This is a genomic window from Caulobacter sp. FG7 (assembly GCF_057808875.1).
In genome coordinates, this window is the sequence record NZ_JBMDIW010000006.1 from 59,520 (window position 1) to 83,478 (window position 23,959).

18 protein-coding genes are annotated in these 23,959 nt (G+C 68.3%); 6 read left to right on the forward strand and 12 right to left on the reverse strand.

Features of this window, described 5'->3' with window-relative positions:
• Window positions 1-122: 122 nt before the first annotated feature.
• Window positions 123-2,618 (reverse strand): TonB-dependent receptor, encoded by a 2,496-nt coding sequence (locus ACODR1_RS06720; RefSeq protein ID WP_488879762.1) that lies wholly within the window; start codon window positions 2,616-2,618, stop codon window positions 123-125.
• A gap of 181 nt (window positions 2,619-2,799) precedes the next feature.
• Here ACODR1_RS06720 and ACODR1_RS06725 point away from each other — a divergent pair, with 181 nt between their 5' ends.
• On the forward strand, window positions 2,800-3,717 hold the full coding sequence (locus tag ACODR1_RS06725) for a hydroxymethylglutaryl-CoA lyase (protein WP_488879763.1): 918 nt from the start codon (window positions 2,800-2,802) through the stop codon (window positions 3,715-3,717).
• 140 nt (window positions 3,718-3,857) lie between these two features.
• Here ACODR1_RS06725 and ACODR1_RS06730 read toward each other — a convergent pair whose 3' ends face one another.
• The 5 genes from ACODR1_RS06730 to ACODR1_RS06750 form a co-directional block, all read right to left on the reverse strand.
• Window positions 3,858-4,271: a DUF2141 domain-containing protein gene (locus tag ACODR1_RS06730; RefSeq protein ID WP_488879764.1), complete on the reverse strand. Its 414-nt coding sequence runs from the start codon at window positions 4,269-4,271 to the stop codon at window positions 3,858-3,860.
• 14 nt (window positions 4,272-4,285) lie between these two features.
• Entirely contained in the window at window positions 4,286-5,461 is a 1,176-nt protein-coding gene (locus ACODR1_RS06735; RefSeq protein ID WP_488879765.1) for an aromatic ring-hydroxylating dioxygenase subunit alpha, read from the reverse strand.
• Window positions 5,458-6,669 carry a serine hydrolase domain-containing protein gene (locus ACODR1_RS06740; RefSeq protein WP_488879766.1) on the reverse strand — a complete coding sequence of 404 codons (1,212 nt, stop codon included), beginning with the start codon at window positions 6,667-6,669 and terminating at the stop codon, window positions 5,458-5,460. Before ACODR1_RS06740 ends, ACODR1_RS06735 begins: the two co-directional genes overlap by 4 nt.
• A 1-nt stretch (window position 6,670) precedes the next feature.
• Entirely contained in the window at window positions 6,671-7,564 is an 894-nt protein-coding gene (locus ACODR1_RS06745) for an SMP-30/gluconolactonase/LRE family protein (protein ID WP_488879767.1), read from the reverse strand.
• A gap of 79 nt (window positions 7,565-7,643) precedes the next feature.
• Complete coding sequence (locus ACODR1_RS06750; protein ID WP_488879768.1) at window positions 7,644-8,198, reverse strand: TetR/AcrR family transcriptional regulator; 555 nt, start codon at window positions 8,196-8,198, stop codon at window positions 7,644-7,646.
• A gap of 373 nt (window positions 8,199-8,571) precedes the next feature.
• Here ACODR1_RS06750 and ACODR1_RS06755 point away from each other — a divergent pair, with 373 nt between their 5' ends.
• Together ACODR1_RS06755 and ACODR1_RS06760 are read left to right on the forward strand one after the other, a co-directional pair.
• Complete coding sequence (locus ACODR1_RS06755) at window positions 8,572-11,112, forward strand: TonB-dependent receptor (protein WP_488879769.1); 2,541 nt, start codon at window positions 8,572-8,574, stop codon at window positions 11,110-11,112.
• An 84-nt stretch (window positions 11,113-11,196) separates the two neighbouring features.
• Window positions 11,197-12,510 carry an MFS transporter gene (locus ACODR1_RS06760; RefSeq protein ID WP_488879770.1) on the forward strand — a complete coding sequence of 438 codons (1,314 nt, stop codon included), beginning with the start codon at window positions 11,197-11,199 and terminating at the stop codon, window positions 12,508-12,510.
• Here ACODR1_RS06760 and ku read toward each other — a convergent pair.
• From ku to ACODR1_RS06790, 6 genes are all read right to left on the reverse strand, one after another.
• Complete coding sequence (gene ku / locus ACODR1_RS06765) at window positions 12,507-13,358, reverse strand: non-homologous end joining protein Ku (RefSeq protein ID WP_488879771.1); 852 nt, start codon at window positions 13,356-13,358, stop codon at window positions 12,507-12,509. The two genes, ACODR1_RS06760 and ku, sit on opposite strands and share 4 nt — an antisense overlap.
• Window positions 13,359-13,371: 13 nt before the next feature.
• A complete protein-coding gene (gene otsA / locus ACODR1_RS06770; protein WP_488879772.1) occupies window positions 13,372-14,829 on the reverse strand; it encodes an alpha,alpha-trehalose-phosphate synthase (UDP-forming) in 1,458 nt (485 codons plus the stop codon).
• Window positions 14,826-15,665, reverse strand: a complete 840-nt coding sequence (gene otsB / locus ACODR1_RS06775; protein WP_488879773.1) for a trehalose-phosphatase — start codon at window positions 15,663-15,665, stop codon at window positions 14,826-14,828. Before otsB ends, otsA begins: the two co-directional genes overlap by 4 nt.
• A 133-nt stretch (window positions 15,666-15,798) precedes the next feature.
• Window positions 15,799-17,595, reverse strand: coding sequence for a glycoside hydrolase family 15 protein (locus ACODR1_RS06780; protein ID WP_488879774.1), 1,797 nt, complete (start codon window positions 17,593-17,595; stop codon window positions 15,799-15,801).
• Between the two features lie 31 nt (window positions 17,596-17,626).
• A complete protein-coding gene (locus tag ACODR1_RS06785; protein ID WP_488879775.1) occupies window positions 17,627-19,780 on the reverse strand; it encodes an amylo-alpha-1,6-glucosidase in 2,154 nt (717 codons plus the stop codon).
• Window positions 19,781-19,891: 111 nt separating this feature from the next.
• The gene (locus tag ACODR1_RS06790) at window positions 19,892-20,956 is read right to left on the reverse strand and encodes a glycosyltransferase family 4 protein (protein WP_488879776.1); all 1,065 of its coding nucleotides are present in this window, start codon (window positions 20,954-20,956) and stop codon (window positions 19,892-19,894) included.
• Window positions 20,957-21,157: 201 nt separating this feature from the next.
• On the opposite strand from ACODR1_RS06790, the gene ACODR1_RS06795 reads away from it, so the two are divergent.
• From ACODR1_RS06795 to ACODR1_RS06805, 3 genes are all read left to right on the forward strand, one after another.
• Window positions 21,158-22,663, forward strand: a complete 1,506-nt coding sequence (locus tag ACODR1_RS06795; protein ID WP_488879777.1) for a L,D-transpeptidase family protein — start codon at window positions 21,158-21,160, stop codon at window positions 22,661-22,663.
• A 232-nt stretch (window positions 22,664-22,895) separates the two neighbouring features.
• On the forward strand, window positions 22,896-23,576 hold the full coding sequence (mepK, locus tag ACODR1_RS06800; protein WP_488879778.1) for a peptidoglycan L,D-endopeptidase MepK: 681 nt from the start codon (window positions 22,896-22,898) through the stop codon (window positions 23,574-23,576).
• 30 nt (window positions 23,577-23,606) lie between these two features.
• Window positions 23,607-23,957 (forward strand): hypothetical protein, encoded by a 351-nt coding sequence (locus tag ACODR1_RS06805; RefSeq protein WP_488879779.1) that lies wholly within the window; start codon window positions 23,607-23,609, stop codon window positions 23,955-23,957.
• Window positions 23,958-23,959: the final 2 nt, after the last annotated feature.

Consider the following 23,959-nt stretch of genomic DNA (forward strand, 5'->3'; position numbering starts at 1 on the left):
CAGGGCGACTCCCCCCAAGTGCGACGGCGCGACGCCTATGGGGCGACATTCCCCCGATCGGGCGGCGCGCGCCGGATCGGGGGAGGGGTTTCACCGCTGTGCGGGCGCCGCCCGCTCTGTCGTCAGAACTTCACGGCCAGCTCGACCCCGAAGGTCGCGCCGGCGGCGGGGGATGCGAAATTGCCCCCGAACTCCGGCGCCGGGATCACCTCGGTCAGGTACTTCTCGCCCGTCACGTTCTTGCCGAACGCCGTGACGCTCCAGGTGTCGGCTTCCAGGCCCGCGCGCAGGTCCAGCGTGGTGTAGGCGTCGCGGCGGCTCTTGGCGTAGTTGGCCCGGCCCAGGGCGCCGTAGCTCAGCTCGAAGACCGTGGGCGCGTCCTGGTCCTGCACGACGTGGAACCAGGTCGGTCCCGTGCCGCGGACGTCGGCCCGCAGGCGCAGGGCAAGGTTGTCGGGCAGCGGATGGACGTAGTCGGCCGCCAGGTTCCAGGTGTACCGCGGCGTGTAGGGCGACTCGTTGCCGATGGTGTCTGGCCGCACCGAGTTCTTGCGGATCTCGCTGTCGGTATAGGCGCCGGAGGCCTCCAGCGTCAGGCGCGAGCTTGCCTTGTAGCGCAGGCCCAGTTCCACGCCCTTGATCCGCACCTCGTCGATGTTGGACACCACCCGCAGCAGGCCGAACGGACCGACGAAGAACTCGAAGAACTGCATGTCGTCGACGTCGGTGTGATAGGCGGCCGCGTCGATGGTCAGGCGGCCGCCCAGCATCCGGCCCTTGGCCCCGATCTCGAAGCTGCTGGAGACCTCCTTGTCGAAGTCGTCGCGGATGCTCACCGGCTTGAAGCCGGCGGCGGTGCGCACCGGATTGACGAACAGGTTCACGGTGGCGGCGCTGCCCTGGCTGTTGAAGCCGCCCGACTTGAAGCCCACGCCCCAGTCGCCATAGAGCGTCCAGTCGTCGCTGGCCTTCCAGCGCAGGGCGATCTTGGGCTGAACCTGGTCGTAGGTCTTCTTCTGGTCCTTGATGCCGCCGGGATTGATCGTGGCGTCCAGGCCCGGGTTCAGCGCCGCGCCGCCGGTGTAGGGCGGGCCGTTGAAGTCGATGAACTTGGTGCGCGCGGCGGTCGGCACCAGGTTGTGCACCTTGCGCTCCTCGCGGTCGTAGCGCAGGGCCAGCGAGCCTTCGAGCCCCGGCGTGATGTCGTAGGCCAGTTGGCCGAACACGGCGGCCACGTCGCTGCGGAAGTCGTCCCAATAGAGCTGTTCGGTCGAATAGGCCGAGGAGGCGGGCACATAGAGCGCGCGCGGAACTTCGCCGCCGCCGTCCAGGCCGGTGGCCACGCCCACCTCGCGGTCGATGCGCAGGGCGTAGGCCCCGATCATCCAGCGCAGCGGCTGGTCCGAGCGCGAGGTCAGGCGCAGCTCGCCCGAGACGTCGCTCTGGTCGCGCTTCTGGTACTGGTAGCCGTCGCAGGCGGTCGGCGTGTAGGGGCCGAAGAACGATCCCGCCGCCGTGGTCGCCAGGTACTGCGGCGCGGGCAGGGTAATCCCCTTGGCGTTGAGGTTGGCGATCGAGGCGGCGCAGGCGGCGCTGGCGTTGAAGAAGCCGAACGAGGCCGAGGTGCCGTCGGCGACCAGGTCGTTGTCGATGTCGGAATAGAGGGTCCAGGCCGTCAGGGTGGCGAAGCCCAGGTCTCGCTCCAGCTTGGCCGAGACTTCCAGCGCCTGCTGCTCGTTGGTGTGCGGCACGTTGTTCTGGAACGCGAAGCGGTGGTCGTTGACGTCCTCGTAATAGGACGGCGTGCCCAGCACCGAGGCGAAGGCGGGCAGGGCGAAGACGGCGTTGTAGGCGATCGAGCCGGCGGTCAGCTCGCCATAGCGGGCCTTGAGGTCGAGCTTGGTCTTCTCGTCAAGGCGCGCCACCAGGCGGCCGTTGAGATTGTAGCCCTCGAAGCGGTCGACCGCGCCGCCGCCGAAGTCGCTGCCCCAGAAGCCGTCGGTCTTGCGGAAGTCGGCCGACAGGCTGCCCGAGATCCTGTCGCTCAAGGGACCGGCCACGCGGATGTCGCCCGAAAAGCTGTCGCGGTTGCCGACGCTGATCTTGCCCGCGCCCTCGAAGGTCTCGCCCGGTTCGACGGTCGAGACGATGATCGCGCCGGCGGCGGCGTTGCGGCCGTAGACCGCGCCCTGCGGGCCCTTCACCACCTCGATCTGGCGCAGGTCGGAGAATTCGCGGTTGAAGGCGGCCGGGTTGGCCATCTGCACGCCGTCGACGACGAAGGCGAACGAGGCCTGGGCGTCGCGGGCGCCGTTGACGCCGCGGATATTGACCTGAGCGTCGCCCTGTTCGGCGGCCTGCACCAGGCTGACGCCCGGGGTCAGCGCCACGAAGTCGGCGGCGCGGGCGACGCCGGCGGCTTCCAGCGTCGACTGGCTCAGGGCCGAGACGGCGGCGGGCACGTCGCGCAGGTTCTCGGCCCGCTGGCGGGCGGTGACCATCACCTCGTCGACGGCGGTGGGCGCCTCCTGCGCCGGGGCGACGCCGGCCCACGCCCCAGACCAGATCAAGGCCAGCAGCGAAGCGCCCATCAGGGCCATGGTTCTTTGGGTGTTCATCGATCAGGCTCCCCTCCAGTGATCGGGGAGAGCTTGCGCCGCATACCGATGTTCGCCGCCCGGTCGCGCGCGCTCCCCGCCTGTCGGGCGCCGGGGGCGGGGCGCTGGCTTCGCGGGCGCCGCCACGCATCCTCGCGCGCCATGCCTGCCCGCCTCGCGGGCGTCCGCCAGGAGACGCGCCATGACCGCCAGCATCGAGATCGTCGAGGTGTCGCCCCGCGACGGCCTGCAGAACGAAAAGACGATGGTATCGGCCAGCGACAAGGCCGGCCTGGTGCTGAAGGCCGTCGAGGCCGGCGCCCGGCGGGTCGAGGCGGTCAGCTTCGTCAATCCACGCGCTGTGCCCCAGATGGCCGACGCCGACGAGGTGATGGCCCGCCTGCGCGGCCAGCAGGACCTGCGCGCGCGCGGCGTGTCGCTGATCGGCCTGGTGCTCAATCGCCGGGGCCTGGACCGCGCCATCGCCGCCGATGTCGACGAGGTCAATTTCGTGGTGGTGGCCAGCGAGACCTTCAACGCCCGCAACCAGGGCGTCCCGATCAGCGAGACCCTGCGGCAGATTTCCGAGGCGCCGCAGGTCGCGCGCCAGGCCGGGCTGAAGCTGGGCGTCACCATCGCCGCGGCCTTCGGCTGCCCGTTCGAGGGCGAGGTCGCGGTCGAGCACGTGGCGCGCATCGCCGCCGAGCTGGCCGATTACGGCGTCGCCGAGATCACCCTGGCCGACACCATCGGCGTGGGCGACCCGCTGGCGGTCGAGACCCGCTTCACCGCCGTGCGCGCCGTCGCGCCGGAGGCGGTGCTGCGCGCCCACTTCCACAACACCCGCAACACGGGCCTGGCCAACGCCTTCGCCGCCTGGCGCGCGGGCGTGGCCAGCCTCGACGCCTCGATCGGCGGCATCGGCGGCTGTCCGTTCGCCCCGGCCGCCACCGGCAACGTGCCGACCGAGGACCTGGCCTACATGTTCGCGCGGATGGGCGTGTCGACGGGCCTGGACCTGCCGGGCCTGATCGAGACGGCCGGCTGGCTCAAGGGCGTGCTGGGCGCATCGGCGCTGCCGGGCATGGTGTCGAAGGCGGGAGGGTTTCCGGCGCCCTGATCCTCCCCCCGAAGGGGGAGGTGGCCCGAAGGGCCGGAGGGGGAAGTCTCTAACGACGAAGGGGCAGCTGCCGGCTTACCAGCAACTGCCCCCTCCGTCGGCTTCGCCGACACCTCCCCCTTCAGGGGGAGGATCTTCGATCAGTATTTCAGCCCCACCGCGACGCTCGCGCCGTCGGCGCCGACGTCCACGGCCGAGTCCTCGAACTTCGGCGGGCCGAAGCGAGCCTTGGGATCGCGCGACAGGCCCACGCCGTCGGCGGGCAGGCCCAGGGCGGTCTTCTTCATCACTCCGTCGCCATCCTGGTCGTGGAAGGCCAGGAACGACCAGCGGCCGGCCGGCAGGCTGGCGAACTTGGCGCTCACCGCGCCCGAGGCGGCCGGGACCTTCACGTTGTAGGGGCAGGTCTTCAGGAACGTGGCCTTGTCGCAGGCCGACACCACGACCTGGCCCTTGGTGTTCTGGACCCCCGAAACCTTGACCTCCACGGAGGCTGCGTGTGCAGCCCCCGTGACGGCCAGCGCGGCGACGAGGACGAGGATGCTCGGTCTCATGCGCGTCGCTCCCGCTATTCGGCCGCGGCCGGCGCGGAGCCGCCGTGGCGCTGTTTCAGGGCCTCGGCCCGCACCCGCTCGCCGTCGACCAGCGGCACGGTCTTGAGCAGGAAGTCCTTGGCCTCCTTGGGATCGGCGCGGTCGGGCGAGGGGATGACCATCGCCCGCTTGCCCTGGATGTCGCGCTCCATGGCGTCGACGTCCAGCGCCCAGCCCTTCTCGATCAGCTCGCGGCGCTTGTTGCGCCAGGCCACCATGATGCCGTCCGACTTCACGCTGACTTCCTCGTGCAGGTAGACGGGCAGCAGCTCGGGGCAGACCTTCTCCATGATTACGCGGTCCTGCTCGAAGATGCGCAGGGTGCGGCGGCGGCTGTCGCCGTCCCAGATCTTCTGGGTCAGGAAGTTGCGGGCCATGATCCAGCGGGTGATCGTGGTGGTCTCGTCGATCGGCGTGTTGACGTCGAAGATCACCGTCGACCAGGTCGGCGTCGGGCGGATCTGGATGCGCACGTGCGCGCCCGAGACGTGGAAGCCGTTGCGCACGGTGACCATGCTGCGCTTGGCCTTGCGGAAGAACTTCCACATGCCCTTGTATTCGGGCGGCACGAACTTCAGCTCGGCATAGGCCGACCACTCGTCCTGTTCGAGCGTGAACTCGTGGACCTGCGGGGCTTCCTTGTCGCCGAAGCTGGGGTGGACGAAGGCCGCGTGCGAGGGGTCGATGCCGTTCTCGGTGATGCGGGCGTAGTTGGCCTTCCACTCATAGGTGCCGCGGATGCAGCGCCAGGCCGGATCCTCGAACTCGGGGAAGGGCGGAAGGGGCGGGCGCTCGGCCTCGGGCAGGTCGCCCATGAACACCCAGATCATCCCGTACTTTTCCAGCACCGGATAGGCGTCGACCTTGGCGCGCGGCGGGATCTTCACGCCGGGCTCCTGCGACGGGATCTTCACGCACTTGCCGCCGCCGTTGAAGCGCCAGCCGTGGTAGGGGCACTCGATCGCGTCGTCGACGACCATGCCGCTGCCCAGCGAGGCGCCGCGGTGGATGCAGACGTCAGACAGGCAGCTGACCTTGCCCTTGGAGTCGCGGAACACCACGAACTCCAGGCCCAGCATCTTCACCCGCTTGTGGCCGCCATTGGGAATTTCGTCGCTGTATTCGGCGACGTACCACTGGTTCTTGATCATGGCGCCTTCTCCGGCTGCGGGGCGGCGGGGGCCGCCAGACCGCGAAGAATGAGATTGGGTATCTTGGTGTCGTCCCAGTCGTCGAGGTCGACGCCGTCGCGCAGGACGACAAGCTTCTGCGAGGGCACGATCCAGAGGCGGCGCTTGCCCCAGCCGTCGAGGAAGATGGCGTCCTCGGCGGCGATCGGCTCGGCCGACACGCTGGCCTTGTCGGGACGCTCGGGCGAGTAGATGCGGTTCTTGGCGAACGGACGGCCGCGCCAGATCTGGAAGCCGTAGCCCGGATTGGCCTTGCCCGGCGCGCTCATGGCCGCGACGTAGTCGGCGCTCAGCACCTGCTTGCCCTCGAACGATCCGCCATTGGCCAGCATGATGCCGATGCGCATCCAGTCCTGGACCTGCGAGATCATGCAGCAGTCGCCGTGCGACAGGCCGCCCTCCTTGGCCAGCCACAGCGAACCGTCGTGCATGCCCAGCGGCTGGAACAGCTTTTCCGACATGTAGTCGGCGAAGGTCTTGCCCGTGGCCCGCTCGACGATGACGCTCAGCGCCACCGGGTCGGGGTTGTGGTGGCCGAACACCGTGCCCGGCGGATGGACGGCCTTCAGGGCCAGGTTGTCCTTGGCGAGATCCGGCGACAGGAAGGTGCGGATGGTGCTGGACCAGGGGGCATAGGAATAGTCCGGCGGCTCCAGGCCCGACGACATCTGCAGGAGGTCGCGGATGGTGATCTTCGAGCGCTCGTCGTTCTTCCACTCGGTGATGAAGTCGGCGGCCGGCTGGTCGACCGACCTGATCTTGCCGTCGGCGATGGCCGCGCCGATCAGCATGCCGGTCATGGTCTTGGTGAAGGAGTGGGCCTTCATCACGGTGTTGGGACCCACGCCGTTCCAGTAGCGCTCGTAGACGATGGCCCCGTCCTTGACGACGATCAGGGCGTCGGACTTGCGCTCGCCCGCGTACTCGGCGGCGGCCTCGAGGGCGGCGGGGTCGATCCCCGCGGCTTCCGGCGTCGTCTTCGGCAGGGCCGCGGCGGGCGCGCCCTTCACCACGGCGACCGGCTTGTACCAGTCGATCGGCGGCTCCAGCGGGTTGACCGTCAGGGCGCGAAAATAGCGGTTCCAGTAGAGCGGGGCGGTCGCATAGGTCGCCGCGCCCGCCAGGACGACGGCGCCGAGACCGATCAGCAGGATCTTGCGCTTCTTCACCTCAGGCGACCTTTGCTTCGACGATAGAGGTCACGCCGAACGGGATGTCGAGCTTGACGCTGGCGACCAGCTCGCCGCTGTCCAGCGCGATCTTGGCCAGTTGGCCCGAGAAGAAGTCGCCGGCCCAGAAGTGCGCGCCGTCGTCGGTGACGCGCAGGAACGACCAGCCGCGGCCTTCCGGCACGGCGTAGGTGCGAAGCACCGAACCGTCCTGGGCCACGCGGCGCACTTCGTTGCCGCAGCTGACCAGCACGTCGTCGTTCGGGACGGCGGCGATGCCGAACACCATGCCCGGCGGGTCGGTGCGCACATAGAGCGGCGGCAGTTGGGCGTCGGCCTCGATGTCGTAGCGATAGACGGTGTGGCCGGTCTCGGAGACATAGGCCACGGTCTTGCCGTCCGACAGCACGGTCAGGTGGGTGACGCCCAGGAAGCCCATGACGCCGCCATGATACTCGGGGCGATAGAAGCGCGTCACGCGGCCGTCGGCGTCGAAGCGCACCAGGCGCCCCTCGCCGGTGAAGGGCGGGGCCAGGCCCGAAAGGTGCTCGCCGGCCAGGGCGCCGCCGTCGGGCAGGAACACCATCGAGCCCAGGCCTCGGCCGGGGAGAAGCGAGGCCTGGCCCGGCACGCGCAGCCCCTCGGCGTCGATGCGGGTGACGTTGCGGGCGAAGGGGTCAAGGGCGTTGAGCTCGCCGGTGCGGGGATTCACCGCCAGGCCCGAAACCATGCCGAAGTCGCCCGTATGCAAGGCCGCCTTGATCTGAAGATCGGGGCCCAGGAGGAGGATCCTGGACAGCCCGAGCTTCAGCTTGTCGTCGGTGACCATGGTCGCGGCTACCCAGAGGTCGCCCGCCTGGGGTTTGACGGGGAGAGATAGGGGATCGCCGAACATCAAGGTCTCCGCTTGCGGTCAGGCCCGCGCTCGGCGGGATGCTCGGAGACTTTCAAAAGGGGACCGATCGGTCAATTTTCTAGTCGGCGTTATCCGCCTGACGAGAAGTGACGGCGTCGACGCCGGTCTGATAGCGGCCCATCACGTGGTCCAGCATGCCGACTACCCGTTCCCACGCCAAGTCGTCATGCAGGTCGAAACCGAAGAAATTCGGCTCGAACTTGGCGCGCATTCCCACATAGGACACGGCCGACAACATGGTCATGGCGATGGCCAGCAGTTCCTTGTCCTCGCTGCGCTGGCCGATGAACAGGCGCTCGTACTCTTCCCAGATGCGGATGCGCACGGCGGTGACGGCGTCGCGCAGTTCCGGCGGGCCCGCGAACTCGCCGGCCATGATCGTGGCCACGGCCGGGTGGGCGCGCAAGGACGAGGCGTAGGTGCGCACCAGCATCCGCAGGCGCTCCATCGGCGGGCGCTGGTGGAAGGTCTCCAGGGGCTCGTCCAGCATGTCGGAAAGGCGGGGCCAGATGCCGGTGCGGCGCACCCAGGCGTCGGCGACGCCGCCCAGGCCGCCGAAATAGTCATATATTTGTTTCTTGCCGACGCCGGCTTCCTTGATTAGGGCGTTCACACCCGCGTCGTGGACGCTTCCGCGCTCCATAAGACGCCCGAACGCCTCTACGATCGCTGCTTCGGTGGCGATCCGGCGCGATTGCCGAGGCTTGGTTGCGGGCTCTACGTCTGTCAGCATGGCGGGACTTTCCTGAACTCCTATCCGATGGACGGACAAACGCTTTATCGCAAGACCTGTATTGGTCCGGCTCCATCATCTTGACCGTCGGGGAACAGTCGCGGGGAACGCGGCGGGGTGTGGTCAAGATTTGAAGAGGGGAGTCATGACCAAGTCGGCAATGAGTATCTATGGCGCGAGCGCGAGCGCTCTTACGCTTCTGATTTGTTCGGGGCAAGCCCTCGCGCAAACGACGACTTCAGATGATATGACGGTGATTGGGGAAATCACCGTAACGGCGCGGAACAAGTCTGAATCTCTTCAGGACGTTCCGATCACCATCAACGCCGTTTCGGCCGAGACGATCGAGCGTCGCAATATTTCCGACATCAGCCGCGTGGCTCAATCGACCGCCGGCCTGACTTTCGACCAGGGCCTGACGCCCAGCGACACGCGTCCGGCGATCCGCGGCGTGCAAGCCGTGCGCGGCCGTCCGAACGTGGCCATCCTGGTGGATGGGGTCGACACGTCGTCGGAAGCCTTCGCCACCGCCGGTGGCGGCGCGCTGGCCTCCTTGCGCTTCGTCGACGCCGAGCGCATCGAGATCGTGAAGGGTCCGCAGAGCGTGCTCTACGGCCGTTCGGCCTTCTCGGGCGCGATCAACTACATCTCCAAGCGTCCGAACCTTAGCGAGTTCGAGGGCAAGCTCAGCCTGGAGGCCGGCGACTTCGGCCTGAAGGAGGGCAAGGTCTCGGTTTCGATCCCGCTGGTGCAGGACAAGCTGGCGATCAACCTGAACGCCGGGGCCTGGGAAAACGACGGCCAGTACCTGAACAGCGTCAGCGGCAAGCGCGTCGGCGGCGGTGAAGCCAAGGGCGCGGCCTTCAGCGTGCTGATGAAGCCGACCGAGAAGCTGACCGTCTTCGCCCGGGTGCAGAGCTCGCACGAAGAATACGACCAGATGGCCCGCGCCTACATCACGGCGGTGAACCCGCTGACCGGCACGGCCAACACCGCCAATCTCGGCGTGGCAGTCACCGATCCCAGCAACAATCGCCCCGGCTTCACGGTCAAGGGCGACCTCAGCGACGCCGCGGTGGTCAAGAGCCAGACCATCGCCTATTCGCTGGATCCGCGCACGGGCAAGGACTTCAAGGGCACGGTCACCGATGCGACCCGCGCCTCGTTCGACATCAACTACGAAAGCGACTGGGGCACGTTCACCTCGCTGACCGGCATCACGCGCGGCGAGACCACCCAGATCCAGGACTTCGACAACTCCAACAACAGCCTCAGCGGCAACGTGCTTCCGCTCTATGCGGGCATGGCGCCGTTCTATGGCTCGCTCTACCAGTACCTGGGCTTCCTGCGCGCCTACGGCCTGAACTACTCGACCGTGGCGCCGACCGGCGGCCTGCCGGCCATCGGCTTCTCGGTGATGCTGGACGACGACTTCGACACCAAGCAGCAGAGCCAGACCCTGCGTTGGAGCAAGGACTTCGGCAAGCTGCGCACCTCGCTGGAAGGCCTCTATTTCCATGAGACCGCCAGCCAGATCAACAAGGACCAGTTCTGGATGCGCGAGGGCTCCGACCCGCGCCTGACCATCCTGACGGCGCTCTTCATGGGCGGCGGCGCGACGGCTAGCGGGGCCTTCCAGGCGCCGACCACGACCGCGAAGGCGACGGCGGACTATCCGCTGAAGATCTCGCGCGAGACGGACTCGCTGTCCTGGGCCGGCAGCGTCGAATATGACGTCACCGACGCCCTGACCCTGCGCTTCGACGGTCGCTACATCGAGGAACGCGTCGCCTATCGCGGCAGCCCGTACCAGCCGATGTATTATCGCCTGTTCGGCGTGCAGCTGGTCTGCCTGCAGCAGCTGGGCTGCGCCGCCGGTCCGGCCGGCACCGTCGCTGCTCGCAACGCCCAGCTGGCCAAGACCACCCAGATCGACAAGAAGACCGTCCGCGCGGACGCCTTCACGCCGAACTTCGTGGCCAACTACAAGATCACCTCGCGCAACTCGGTCTATGCGTCGTACGGCGAAGGCTTCAAGCCGGGCGGCGTCGACACCACCGGCACCAGCGGCAGCGTCGACTCGACCTTCAAGCCGGAGAAGCTGCAAAGCTTCGAAATCGGTTCGAAGAACGTGTTCCTCGGCGGCGACCTGGTCCTGAACGGGGCGATCTTCTTCAACCGCTACAAGAACCAGCAGATCGGCACCACCAAGGTGCTCGGCGGCACCTCGGTGCCGTCGGTCGAGAACGCCGGTGAAAGCGAAAGCAAGGGCATCGACCTGACCAGCGACTGGCGGGCGACCCACTGGCTGACGCTGAGCGGCAACTACACCTACACCGACGCCGAGTTCACCGACTACAAGGTCCCGACCCCCGGTTACTTCGACCGGATCGAGTCCAACGGCGGCGACTACACCGGCAAGGCCGTTCCGCTGACGCCCAAGCACAGCTTGAACGTCTCGGCCCTGGTCACCGGCGAGCTGCCGAAGATGTCGAACTGGTCGTGGACCGCCGAACTGTCGGGCCGCTACCAGTCCAAGCGCTACATGACCCAGAACAACCTGACCTGGCTGCCGAGCTACTTCGTCTCGGATCTGCGGGCCGGGATCACCGACGGGTCGTGGGGCATCGATCTGGCCGTCACCAACCTGTTCGACGACGACACCCCGAAGAACGCCATCGCGGCGACCGACTTCGGCTTCTTCGATCTGAACAACAATACCCCGCCGCGCTCCTACGTGGTTTCTCTGCCCGAAAAGCGCGCCGCCTCGATCCGCATCAGCAAGACCTTCTGATCTTCCTGAACGCGTGACCTTCAAGGCCCGGCGCCCCTGCGCGCCGGGCCTTTTCCTTGCCCCCAAAGTTTTCTGGAGTTCCCGATGGCAGCGCCCAAGAACCCCGAGCGGTTCGGCATACTGGCGATCGAGCCTGGCGTGCGCGCCGGCCACATGTGGACCGCGCTCTACGCCGCCTTCGTCAACATCGGCCTGGCCACGACCGTGGCGGTGATGACGCCCTACGTGCTCAGCGCCAATCTGGGCGTGCCGCTGGACCGCCAGGGCTCGGTCCTGGGGATCCTCAACCTCGTCAACGAGGTGGCGCTGCTGTTCGTGTTCGGCCTGGCCGGGGCCCTGGCCGACCGGGTGGGCCGCCGCGCGGTCTACGCCATCGGCTTCCTGGCCACGGCGGCCGGCTATCTGCTGTTTCCGCTGGCCACCAACATCTGGGACCTGTCGCTCTACAAGGTGGTCTACGCCATCGGCATCGGGGCCACGACCGGCATGCTGTCGACCATCCTGGCCGACTATGTGAAGGCCCGCGACCGGGGCAAGATCGTCGCCCTGTCGGGCATTCTCAACGGCCTGGGCGTGGTGGTGCTGGCGCTGGCCATCGGCAAGCTGCCGGCCGTGTTCGTCGGCCAGGGCATGGACGAGAAGACCGCCGGCCAGGCCGCGCTGGCCATCGCTGCGGCCCTCTGCCTGATCTCCGCCGCCGTCATGTGGCTGGGCCTCAAGCCCGGCGTGGCGACGCGCTCGGTGGAGCGGGTCAAGCTCTCGGCCCAGCTTGGCGTCGGCGTCGCCGCGGCCAAGGCCAATCCGCGCATCGTCCTGGCCTACGCCTCGGCCTTCGTGGCCCGGGGCGACCTCGCCATCGTCGGGGCCTACGCCATCGCCTGGGGCAAGAAGGCGGCGCTGGAGAACGGCGCCAGCCTCGCCGACGCCCTCGACCAGGGGCGGATCCCGTTCATCGTCGCCCAGTCGGCGGCGCTGCTGTGGCCGGTGGTCATCGCCCTGATGATCGACAAGGCCCACCGCCTGACGGCGCTGGCCGCCTGCATGCTGCTGGGCGCGGTCGGCTACCTGGCGACGATGTTCATCGACGACCCGCTGAGCAAGGCGGCCATGCCGCTGTTCGTGCTGCTGGGCGTGGGCCAGATCAGCGCCTTCATCGGCTCGCAGGCCCTGATCGGCAAGGAAGCGCCGGAAGAGGGCCGGGGCGCCGTCATCGGCTTCTTCAACCTGTGCGGCGCGTTCGGCATCCTGGTGCTGGGCACCCTGGGCGGCGTGCTGTTCGACGTGATCGGCCCGGCCTCGCCGTTCGTGCTGGTCGGCATCCTCAACGCCGCGGTCGGCTTGGGCTGCATCTACCTGCGGCTCAAGGAAGCCAGGCCGCCGGTAGCGCAGGAGGCCTAGGAGGCCTTCTTGGCCCTGGCGGAGGCGGCCTTCTTCGGAGCCGCCTTCTTCGCCGGCGTCTTGGCGGCCGGGGCCTTGCCGCCCAGGCTCTTGCGCAGGGCCTCCATCAGGTCGACGACGTTGGTGTCTTCCGGCGGGGCGGCGGCAACCTTGGTCTTGCCGCCCTTTTCCTTGCGCTTGATCAGGTCGCGCAGGGCGTCTTCGTAGCGGTCCCTGAAGGCCTTGGGCTCGAAGGGGCCGTCCTGCTGCTCGATGATCTTGCGGGCGATGGCGATCATCGACGGATCGGCCTTCTTGGCCGGGATGTCGTCGAACAGGTCGGCCGGATCGCGCACCTCGTCGAACGACCGCAGCGAATAGGCCACCAGTCCCTTGCCGCGCGGCTCGATGGCCAGCAGGCGCTCGCGGGTGTGCATGACGACGCGACCCAGGGCGATGCGCTTGGCGCCGACCATGGCGTCACGGATCACCGAATAGGCCTCGACCGCCAGCTTGCCGTCGGGGACTAGGAAATAGGGATTGTCCCAATAGAGGCGGTCGATGTCGGCCACGTCGACAAAGCGCTCGATGTCGATGGTGCGGGTGCTTTCCAGCCGCACGCTGTCGATCTCTTCCGGCGTGACGATGACGTAGCGATCCTTCTCGACCTCGTAGCCCTTGACGAGATCCGAGCGCTCGACCGGCCCGATGTCGGGGTCCGTCGCCACCATCCTGATGCGGTTGTGGGTCTTGGGGTGCAGCAGGTTGAAGCGCACCTCGCCGCCGGGATTGGTGGCGGTGTAGAGCGCCACCGGGCAGGTGACGAGCGAGAGCCGCAGATGGCCCTGCCATGTGGGACGCGGGGCCATCTGCGTGTCGCTCCTACTTCTTGGCGCCGACCAGCGCCTTCTTCACCGTGGTCACGGCCGGTTCGTCCGGCGTCTCGGTGTTGGCGGCCATGACCGTCGGATCGCCCTTCAGGGCGGCCACGAAGTCGTCGCGCCAGGCGGTGACGTCCTGGCGGGTGACGTTGTCCATCAGGTCCTCCCAGCGGCGCTTGCGCTCGGTCTCGTCCATGGCGAGCGCCTGGGCCAGCGCGTCCGAGATCTCCTCGGGGCTGTTGGGGTTGATGATCAGCGCCTCCTTCATCTGCCGCGCTGCGCCGGCGAAGCGCGACAGGATCAGCACGCCCGGATCCTCGGGGTTCTGCGAGGCCACGTACTCCTTGGCCACCAGGTTCATGCCGTCGCGCAGGGGCGTGACCAGCGCCGCCTTGGCCGCGCGGTAGACGCCCGCCAGCTCGTCGCGCCGATAGGAACGGTTGAGATAGCGGATCGGCGTGAAGTCCATCTCGGCATAGGCGCCGTTGATGCGGCCGATCAGGCCGTCCAGCCGGCTGCGGATGTCCTGGTAGGCCTCGACCTCGTCGCGCGACAGCGGGGCGATCTGAAGCAGCATCACCTCGCGGCGGGCGTCCTCGTGGTCGTGCAGGAAGCGCTCGAAGCCCAGCAGGCGCTCTTCCAGGCCCTTGGAGTAGTCGAGGCGATCGACGCCCACGACCATCTTGCGGAACACGCTGTGGGCCGCCATCCGGTCATAGACCCGCATGGCTCGCGGGCTTTTGGTGATGCGGGCGAAGTCGTCGGCGTCGATGCCGATCGGGAAGGCCCCGGCCTCGGTGATCTGGCCGAAGGCGCGCAGGCGGCCGTCCTCGGTCTTCTCGCCGCCGACCTCGTTGAACACGTAGCCCTCGAAGGCCTGCAGGCTCTCTTCGGTCTGGAAGCCGACGACATCGTAGTGGAACAGCGCCTCCACCAGCGGCCGGTGGCGGGGCAGGGTGACCACCAGCTGGTGGGCCGGCCAGGGGATGTGCAGGAAGAAGCCGATGCGGTTGGTCACGCCCAGCCGCCGCAGCTCCCGCGCCATCGGGATCAGGTGGTAGTCGTGCACCCAGATGATGTCGTCCGGCTCGATCAGCGGGCGCAGGGTCTCGGCGAAGCGCTTGTTGACCCGGTCATAGCCCTCGCCGAACGAGCGGTCGTAGGCCGTCAGGTCGACGCGGTAGTGGAACAGCGGCCACAGCGTCTTGTTGGCGTAGCCGTTGTAATATTCCTGGTAGTCGCCGTCCTCGAGGTCGACCGTGGCCACAGTCACCCCCTCGACGCGCTGCATGTTCAGCTGGCCGGTGAACTCGGGCGTGGTCTTGCCGCTCCAGCCGAACCAGATGCCGGAATATTCGCGCAGGGCCGCGGCCAGGGCCATGGCAAGGCCCCCGACGCTTTCCTCGCCCTTGCCGGACGGCGGATTGACGCGGTTCGAAACGACGATCAGGCGGCTCATCGCGCCACCTCGCTTTCAGTGACCGACTTGGCAGTGACCGACTTGGCAGTGACCGACTTGGCAGTGACCGACTGGGCGGCGGCGTCCAGCCAGGCGTGGACGGCCTCGGGACCGTCGAGGCGATAGCTCGCCGCGCTCGGGCGCTCGGGACCGACCAGCACACCGTAGCCGCCCAGGCGGCGGGCGGCCTCGAAGCCGTCCTCGTCGGTCAGGTCGTCGCCGATGAAGATCGGCAGGGCGCCGTCGAAGGCCGGCTCGCGCAGCAGGGCGGCGACCGACGAACCCTTGTCCTGGCCCGGCGTGCGCAGCTCGGCGACCATGTCGCCCAGTTGCAGGACGAGGCCGGTCTGGCGCTTGAGGCGCTCGGCCGCCTCGATCACCGCGTCGGCGGCCGAGGGGGTGTTGCGGTAGTGCAGGCCGACGCTGAGGTGCTTGTCCTCGAATATCAGGCCGCGATCGCAGCGGGCCAGGTCGGCCAGCACGTCGCGGGCTTCGGCCAGGCCTTCGTGCGGCTGGGCGCGGAACACGCCCTCGGGGGTGCGGCGCTCCAGGCCGTGCACGCCGGCCATATAGGCCAGGGCGCCGTCGCCCAGGATGCGGGAAAGATCATCCAGAGAACGGCCGCTGATCACGGCCACGCGGTCGTCGAAAGCTTCGCGCAGGCGCGCGATCAGGGCCGCGCGCGCGGCGTCGGGGCCAACGTCCTCCGGACGCGGCATGATGGGCGCCAGGGTTCCGTCGAGGTCGAGGAACAGCGCGCAATTGGCAGGAATACTGGTGGGCGGCGGCGGAAGATCCGACGACGCAAGCCGAGCGGCAGACCCGTACGTGGTCATGCAGTTAGGCCCCTTTCACTATGGAACTCAGCCGCCAAGAACGCCTCGGGGCCGGGTTCGATCCCCCCGACATGGCGGTCGGGGGGTCACGTTTGACTGACCAAAACGTGAGGCCGAAGGGGTTGACCCAGCTTCAGCGTACCGAAGTCCAGGGTCTGCTGAGCAGCGCCGCGCAGTTGATCAGACCTACCAACGAATAGGTCTGCGGGTAGTTGCCCCACAGCTCGCCGTCCTCGAATCCGATGTCCTCCGACAGCAGGCCGGCCGAGGTGCGGCGGTCGAGCATTTCCTGGAACAACGACCGGGCCTCCTCGACCCGGCCTTCGAGATAAAGCGCCTCGACCAGCCAGAAGGTGCAGATGTTGAAGGCCGTCTGCGGCGTGCCGAAATCGTCGGGCAGGGCGTAGCGCAGCAGGTAGCTGCCCTTGCGCAGGCCGGCCTCGATCGCCGCCACCGTGGCCTTGTTGCGCGGATCGTCGGCGGCGATGAAGCGCAGGTCGACCAGTTGCAGCAGGCTGGCGTCCAGTTCCTCGCCGCCGAAGGTGGCGGCGAACCGGCCGAGCTGCTCGTTCCAGGCGTGGGTGTCGATGGCCTCGCGCACCTTGGCGGCGCGGTCGTTCCAGAACTTGGCCCGGTCGGCCAGGCCCAGCTTCTCGGCCACGTTGCCCAGGCGGTCGCAGGCGGCCCAGCACATTACCGACGAATAGGTGTGCACATTGGCGCGGCCGCGGAACTCCCAGAGGCTGGCGTCGGGCTGGTCGTGCAACTGGAAGGCCCGCTCGCCCACGGGCTCCAGGGCCTTGAAATCCTCGATCGTGCCCGGCCGCAGCAGGCGCTCGTCGAAGAAGGCTTGCGTCGAGGACAGGATGATCTGGCCGTAGACGTCGTGCTGCTGGTGCTCGAAGGCCTGGTTGCCGATCCGCACCGGACCCATGCCGCGATAGCCGGGCAGGTCGGGAGCGAAGCGCTCGATCAGCGCCGGCTCGTAGCCCACGCCGAACAGCGGCTGGATATGGCCGCCGGCCGCCCGGTCGACGATGTTGCGCAGGTAGGAGAGGTAGTTCTCCAGGATGTCGGCCGCGCCCAGCCGGTTCAGGGCCTGCACCACGTAGTAGGCGTCACGCAGCCAGCAGTAGCGATAGTCCCAGTTGCGGCCGCTGTTGGCGTGCTCGGGGATCGAGGTGGTCATGGCCGCCACGATCGCCCCGGTCTCCTCGTGCATGCAGAGCTTCAGGGTGATGGCCGCGCGGATCACCGCCGACTGCCAGTCCAGCGGCACGGCCAGGCCCCGCACCCAGTTCAGCCAATAGTCCTCGGTCTGTTGCAGCATCCGCGCGCAGGTCGCGCCGACGTCGGCGTCGAAGCCCTCGTCGGCGCCCAGGAACATCGCCAGGGTCCGCTCAACACGGAAGGTGCGTTCCTCCAGGATGTGCGAGACGGGGCAGTCGGTCGTCAGCCGCAGCGTCATGTCCGAGCACAGGTAGCGGATGTGGTTGGAGCCGTTGGTGTGCTCGGCCAGGCGTCCGCCCCAGTTGGCGGTCGGGCGCAGGCGGATGGTGGCGCGGCACACCCCGCTGATCGGCCGCACCAGGCGGATGAAGGCGGTGGGGCGATAGATGCGGCCGAACTGCTGGAAGCGGGGGGAAAAGTCGATGATCTCCAGGCTCGCCCCGTCGGCGTCGGTGACCACCGTGCGCAGGATCGGTGTGTTGCGTAAGTAAGCCTGCTCGACCTTCACCGCCCCGTCGACGACCACGTCCCACAGGCCCTTGCCGCCCTCGAACGGCGGCTCAAGGCCTCCCAGCAGGGTGCTGAACACCGGATCGGAATCGATGCGGGGCATGCACCCCCACACGAAGCGGCCGTCGCGGTCGATGAGGGCGCTGACCGAGCAGTTGCCGATCGGAAACAGGTCGAGGTTCTGGGGCATGGTCATTGTTCTTGTTACGCTTTTTGGAAAATCAGCAGCGGGTGAGGATCGGCACGGTCGAGCGCCGTCCACCCTGGACGGTGACGTGCCGGCCGACATGCTCGAAGGAGAGATCGGTGAGCCGATCGCCGACGCCCAGGTTCTCGATCGACAGGCTGTCGATGCCGATCGGCAGGCGCGGCTCCTGGATGCGGATCTCGCCGGCCCAGCCGTCGACGGTGATGCCCAGGCACGCCTGGAGCATCATGAACGCCGAGCCCGCCGCCCAGGCCTGGGGCAGGCAGGCGACCGGATAGGCCACCGGCGGTTCGCCCGGCTGGCGGGGAAAGCCGCAGAACAGCTCCGGCAGCCGCATCTCGTAGTGGGCGGCGGTCTCGAACAGGCCCGAGGTCATCCGCACCACGCCGTCCCTGTGCCCGTAGCGGGCCAGGCCCATGGCGCAGATGGCGGTGTCGTGCGGCCAGACCGAGCCGTTGTGATAGCTCATCGGATTGAAGCGCGGCTCGCCCTCGGCCAGGGTCCGTACGCCAAAGCCGTTGTTGAACGCCGCCGACAGCAGGGTGTCGGCCACCTTGGCCGCGCGCTCGGGCGAGGGCAGGCCGCAGAACAGCAGGTGCCCGGGGTTCGAGCCGCGCACGCGGCAGGGCTTGCCGTGGCCGTCGACGGCCATGGCGTAGAAGCCCTTGTCCTCCATCCAGAACTGCTCCTCGACCATGGTCCGCAGGTGCTCGGCCTTGGCCGCCCAGCGCTCGGCGTCGGCGGTCTCGCCCCGGCGACGGGCCAGGTCCGCCATGCCCTTGAAGGCGGCGAAGGCGTAGCCCTGCACCTCGACCACGGCGATCGGCCCGTCGGGGAACTTGCCATCGGCGTGGAAGACGCTGTCCTCGCTGTCCTTCCAGTTCTGGTTGGAGAGTCCGGTGTCGGCGCCGCGGGCGTAGTCGATCAGGCCGTCGCCGTCGCTGTCGCCGAACTGCTCGATCCAGGCCACCGCCGCACGCAGTGCGTCCCACAGCCCGTCGATGAAGGCCAGGTCCCCGGTGCGTTCGGCGTAGGCGCAGGCCAGGGCCACGAACAGCGGCGTGGTGTCGACGCCGCCGTAGTAGCGGCCGAATGGCAACTCGCCCAGGCGGGTCATCTCGCCCTTGCGGGTCTCGTGCATGATCTTGCCCGGCGCGCTGTCGCGGAAGGCGCTGACCTCCTCGGCCTGGTGCTCGGCGAGGTAGCCGAGCACGCCCTTGGCCAGCCTGGGCTCGATCCACAGCACCTGCCAGGCGGTGATGATCGCGTCGCGCCCGAACGGCGTCGAGAACCACGGAATGCCGGCATAGGGGTAGGGACCGGTCTCGAACTCGGTGGTCAGCAGGGCCAGGTCCGCCCGCGACTTTTCCAGCCAGTCGTTGAACAGCCGTCCCGACGACTTCAGCCGCGCCCCGCGGCGGCGACGGCCGCGCATGTCGAGCCGGGCCCGGGCGGCGGCGGCGCGCCAGCGCTCGCGGGTCGGCGGATGGTCGGGGGCTGGGCCCACCTCGAGATAGAGGTCGAAGTGTGTGTCCGGCGTCAGCATGAACATGAATTCGGCCCGCTGCGGCGTCAGGCGCCCCGGCGGTTCGGAGAAGGCGATCACGCTGTCGCGGCGCAGCTCGTCCAGGCCCTGATAGGCGAAGTGCACCGAGCGGCCGTTCAGCTCGGCCGGCAGCACCCGGCCCCTGGCTTTGCGCTTGGAGCCGCGCACCTCGAACATGTCGTGGAAGTCGGCGTCGTACTCCAAGGCCACCGGCAGGATGACCATGTCGCGGCTGTAGTTGACGAACCGCAGGCGCTCGTAGAGGCGCTCGCACCACAGGAAGCGCTTGCGCTCGACGTGGATCGCGCCATGCGGCGCCGACGCGCCTCCCAGCGAGGGCAGGGTCTGGTTGGTCGAGTGCGAGGTGAAGAACACGTTGTCCTGCGAGACGCTGGCGCTCAGCAGGGCCGGCGGCCGCCCGCCGATCAGCAGCCGCAGGCGCGACAGCAGCCGTGTGTCGTCGTGAAACAGGCCGTCGGCCGCGCCCAGCACGTCGCCGAAGGCGTCGGCCACCAGGAAGGTGTCGCGGTCCTTCAGCGCGAACAGCCGATAGGGCACGCGCGGTTCGCCGGTCTCGCCATGCTCGCCCGCCGTCACCGGGGGCGGCGCCATGTCGTCCATTTCGATGCCCCTCGTCTAAACGCGATCAGCGGCCGCGCCAGGGGAGGCGCGGTCGCTGAACTTGAAAGCTACAATGCGGCCTCAACCCGGCGGGGTTTGGCCGCCTTTAGGTCACGCGGTCTGGGCCAGCACGAGGCGCGGCGCGCGGGCCGCCTCGTCCAGACGCGCGTAGATATCGAGATAGCGACGGGCCATGGCGTGGGCCGAGAACCGGGTCTCGAACCGCTTGCGCACGGCCTGCCGCGACAGGTCGGGCAGGCGGCGCAGCGCGGCCACCGCCTCGTCCTCGTCGTCGACGATGAAGCCTGTCAGGCCTTCCTCGATCACCTCGGGCACCGAGCCCCACTGGTAGGCGATCACCGGCGTACCGCAGGCCATGGCCTCGATCATCACTAGGCCGAAGGGCTCGGGCCAGGCGATGGGGAAGAGCAGGGCGTCGGCGCCGCCCAGGAAGGCCGACTTCTCGGCGTCGCCGATCTCGCCGACGAACTCGACCAGCGGATGGTCCAGCAGCGGCTCGACGACGGTGTGGAAGTATTCGCGGTCGGCGGCGTCGACCTTGGCGGCGATCTTCAGCCGGCGGCCCATCCGCTTGGCGATGGCGATCGCCCGTTCGGGGCCTTTCTCGGGTGATATCCGTCCGAGGAAAGCCAGGTAACCCTCTGACTTCGGATGATATTCGTAGATCTCGGCGCACATGCCGTGCAGCACCGTGCCGGCCCAGTTGGCGAAGGGCAGGGGCGCGCGCTGGCTGTCGGAGATCGACACCAGCGGGAACTGCGGCCAGCGCCGGTAGACGCCCGGCAGGTCCTTCAGATCGAGCCGCCCGTGCAGGGTGGTCAGGGTCTTTTCCGCCATGCCTTCGAACAGGGGGAAATGGATCATGTCGGTGTGGAAGTGGATGACGTCGAAGTCGGCGGCGCGGCGGCGGACCTCGGCCAGCATGGAGACGTGGGCGGCGAGATCGGATTTCAGCGGGGCGGGGTCCAGGCGGATGGCCTGGTCGCGGACGACCACGAGGTCGGCCTTGGTGCGGGCTTCGGCGGAGGCGAACAGGGTGACTTCGTGGCCGAGGTCGACAAGCGCGTCCGTCAGGTGCGCGACCACCCTTTCGGTGCCCCCGTAGAGCCGTGGCGGCACGGCTTCATACAGGGGCGGAACCTGGGCGATTCTCATTTGGGCTGTCCTGACAAGGACGATTGTGGCGCAAAGGCGCCGTCGTCGAACTGCAAACCGCAAGTGTGGCCGGAAGGTTCCGCAACGTGAGAAAGAACCAAATGGGGACCTTGGCCGTTGGAGTTTCACGATCCTCGCGTTGACGACCCCGACGCGGAATTGCCATTTGAGAAGTGCGCGGAGGGGCCGCGTGCAACGTGCGTGCGAGACCCGTCTGCGGTGAACCAGAGCCTGAAAGTTTCGACCGTCCTGCTTGGGACGGCCCTGTGGATGTCGGCGGCTCCGGCCGTGCTCGCTCAAGCTCAGGTCCGGCCCGCCCGCGCGCCGCAGCAGGCGCCCGTGACGGTGCCCGCGCCGCCGGCCCTGCGCGCCGACCAGATCGACCTCTTGGTCAAGGCGCTGAACGACGCGCCATCGCACGGCTTCGAGCCCGGGCTGTTCGCGCCCGATCGCGCCCTGGCCCTGCTGGACTCGCGCAGCGCCGTCGACCGCCAGGCCGGCGTGACCCAACTTGTCGCCCTGACCATGCGCTACGCCAAGGCCGTGCACAGCGGCCGCCTGGCGCCCGCCGATTTCGACGGCAACTGGGGCCTGCGTCCCGCCGCCTATGATCCGGCCCCAGGCTTCGCCGCCGCGATCCAGAACGACCGCCTGGCCGGCTGGCTGGAGGAGCTGTCGCCGCCCTATACCGGCTACCAGACCCTGCAGAAGGGACTGGTGGTCTATCGCGATCTCGCCGCCAAGGGCGGCTGGGCGATGATCCCCGAAGGGCCGCCGCTGAAGCTGGGCGACAAGGGCGATCCGCGCATCGCCCAGCTCGAGGCCCGCCTGGCCATCGAGGACCCCTCCATCGCCGTCGACAAGGCCCCGGTGTTCGACGAGGCCCTGCAACAGGCCTTGATGCGCGCCCAGAAGCGCTTCGGCCTCAATCCCGACGGCGTGCTGGGCAGGGGCACGCTGGCGGCGCTGAACGTGCCGGTGCAGCTGCGCATCGACCAGATCGTCGCCAACATGGAGCGCTGGCGCTGGCTGCCCGAAGAGCTGCCGGCCGACCGCATCCAGGTCAACATCGCCGCCGCCGTGATGAGCGTCTTCCACCACGACGCTCCGACCCTGACCATGCGCGCCGTCACCGGCCGTCCGGGCGACGAGACGCCGATGCTGCAATCGCAGATCCACTCGATCGTGCTGAACCCGCCCTGGAACGTGCCCAGCTCCATCGCCACCAAGGAGCTGTGGCCCAAGGAGCGCGCCAATCCGGGCTATCTGGCCCGCAACGACTTCATCGTCATCCCGACCGAGGGCGGTGGCACGCGCCTGCAGCAGAAGGCCGGCGACAAGGCCGCGCTGGGCCTGGTAAAGTTCGACTTCAACAATCCCTATGGGGTCTATCTGCACGACACCCCGTCGCGCGCGAAGTTCGCCAGCTACAGCCGCCTGGCCAGCCACGGCTGCGTGCGCCTGGAAAAGCCCATCCCGCTGGCCAAGCAACTGCTCGACGGCAGCGCCGAATGGACGGCCGAGAACGTCGACGCCACCATCGCCTCGGGCAAGACCGTGCGGGCCCAGCTGCCCAAGCCGATGGCCGTCTATCTGCTCTACTGGACCGCCTACGTGACGCCGGACGGACAGGTGAATTTCCGCGACGACCCGTACGGCTGGGACAAGGCGCTGGTGCAGCGTATCGCCGCATCCAGGACCGTCTGAGCGTTTCGCCCACGCGCCCAAGCCGCTGTCTTTGCAGCATTTGAAGCGTGGCCGCGGCGCGGAACGCCCACGCTTTCGGCGGCCGCGCGTCCATCGGTCCGGCTTGACCCGACGGCCTTCGTCAGGCCTCTTTTTGTGCGTAAGCCTTTCCGATCCGGAAAGTTATCGCGTTCTAAGTGAGCGTGGGCGGCCCCTCGGGCGGCCTGACGCAGTCAGTCGGGAAAGCGTATCGATGATCGAACGACGCAAGCTCCTGGGCCTTGGCCTGGGTGTGCTGGGCGCCAGTGCGGTCGGGCCGATGGCGGCCTTCGCACAGTCCAAGTTCGGCCCTGGGGCCGATCCCATCGCCGACCTGCTGATGAAGCAGGGCGACCTGGGCAATGCGGCCGAGGGCATGCCGGATAACGGCCTTCCCGAAGCGCCGGTTCCCGTCGCCGAGCCGAAACGCATCATTTCCGCCGAACCGCGCTGGGTGAAGCTGCACAACGTGCACACCCAGGAAAAGCTGGAAGCCGTCTATTTCGACAAGGGCGAGTACGTGCCCGACGCCGTCGAGGCCCTCGACAAGGTGCTGCGCGACTATCGCACCGGCGACGTCTCGGCGATGAACCCCAAGCTCTACGACATCATGGCGGGCCTGGCGGCGCGCACCGAGAGCAAGTCGCACTTCCAGATCATCTCCGGCTATCGCTCGCCCAAGACCAACGCGATGTTGCACGCGCGCAGCGGTGAGGTCGCCAAACGCAGCCTGCACATGGACGGCAAGGCCATCGATCTCTATCTGGAGGATGTCTCCCTGGATCGGCTGAGGACTGCGGCCCTCGACCTGAAGCAGGGCGGCGTCGGGTACTATCCCGTCAGCAATTTCGTTCACGTCGATGTCGGCGCGGTCCGACGCTGGGTCGGCTCCTAGGATCGGAGCCTTCCCCTTAGGGAGCTCCAGATGGCCAAGGCCGAACGTCGCGGCAATCCGTTGGGATGGATCGTCCTGGGTTTCGTCGTCGGGGCGGTCGCCGCCCTGGGCGTGATCCTGGTGGTCAGCGCCGGTGTCGGTTTCGAGAGCTCCGGCTACGAGGAGGGTGCGGAAATCCGCACCACGGCCGACGACGCCGCCAGCGCCGCCACCACCCGCACGCCCGCCGCCCAGGCCGCTCCGGCCCCGGTCGCGCCCGAACCCGAAAAGCCGCCGGTGGTCGAAGCCCCGGCCGCCACGCCCAAGCCCGCGCCCGAAGTCGACCCGCAGATGGCCGACGACGCGGCGGCGGCAGGGATGACCTCGCGGACCCGTCAGTAGTG

Coding starts and splice junctions, on each gene's coding strand:
- ku (WP_488879771.1), bottom strand. CDS start 13,358: ATGGCCCCGCGTCCCACATGGCAGGGCCATCTGCGGCTCTCGCTCGTC.
- ACODR1_RS06780 (WP_488879774.1), bottom strand. CDS start 17,595: ATGCCCCAGAACCTCGACCTGTTTCCGATCGGCAACTGCTCGGTCAGC.
- ACODR1_RS06790 (WP_488879776.1), bottom strand. CDS start 20,956: ATGAGAATCGCCCAGGTTCCGCCCCTGTATGAAGCCGTGCCGCCACGG.
- mepK (WP_488879778.1), top strand. CDS start 22,896: ATGATCGAACGACGCAAGCTCCTGGGCCTTGGCCTGGGTGTGCTGGGC.
- ACODR1_RS06805 (WP_488879779.1), top strand. CDS start 23,607: ATGGCCAAGGCCGAACGTCGCGGCAATCCGTTGGGATGGATCGTCCTG.
- otsA (WP_488879772.1), bottom strand. CDS start 14,829: ATGAGCCGCCTGATCGTCGTTTCGAACCGCGTCAATCCGCCGTCCGGC.
- ACODR1_RS06730 (WP_488879764.1), bottom strand. CDS start 4,271: ATGAGACCGAGCATCCTCGTCCTCGTCGCCGCGCTGGCCGTCACGGGG.
- ACODR1_RS06735 (WP_488879765.1), bottom strand. CDS start 5,461: ATGATCAAGAACCAGTGGTACGTCGCCGAATACAGCGACGAAATTCCC.
- ACODR1_RS06745 (WP_488879767.1), bottom strand. CDS start 7,564: ATGTTCGGCGATCCCCTATCTCTCCCCGTCAAACCCCAGGCGGGCGAC.
- otsB (WP_488879773.1), bottom strand. CDS start 15,665: ATGACCACGTACGGGTCTGCCGCTCGGCTTGCGTCGTCGGATCTTCCG.
- ACODR1_RS06725 (WP_488879763.1), top strand. CDS start 2,800: ATGACCGCCAGCATCGAGATCGTCGAGGTGTCGCCCCGCGACGGCCTG.
- ACODR1_RS06760 (WP_488879770.1), top strand. CDS start 11,197: ATGGCAGCGCCCAAGAACCCCGAGCGGTTCGGCATACTGGCGATCGAG.
- ACODR1_RS06720 (WP_488879762.1), bottom strand. CDS start 2,618: ATGAACACCCAAAGAACCATGGCCCTGATGGGCGCTTCGCTGCTGGCC.
- ACODR1_RS06785 (WP_488879775.1), bottom strand. CDS start 19,780: ATGGACGACATGGCGCCGCCCCCGGTGACGGCGGGCGAGCATGGCGAG.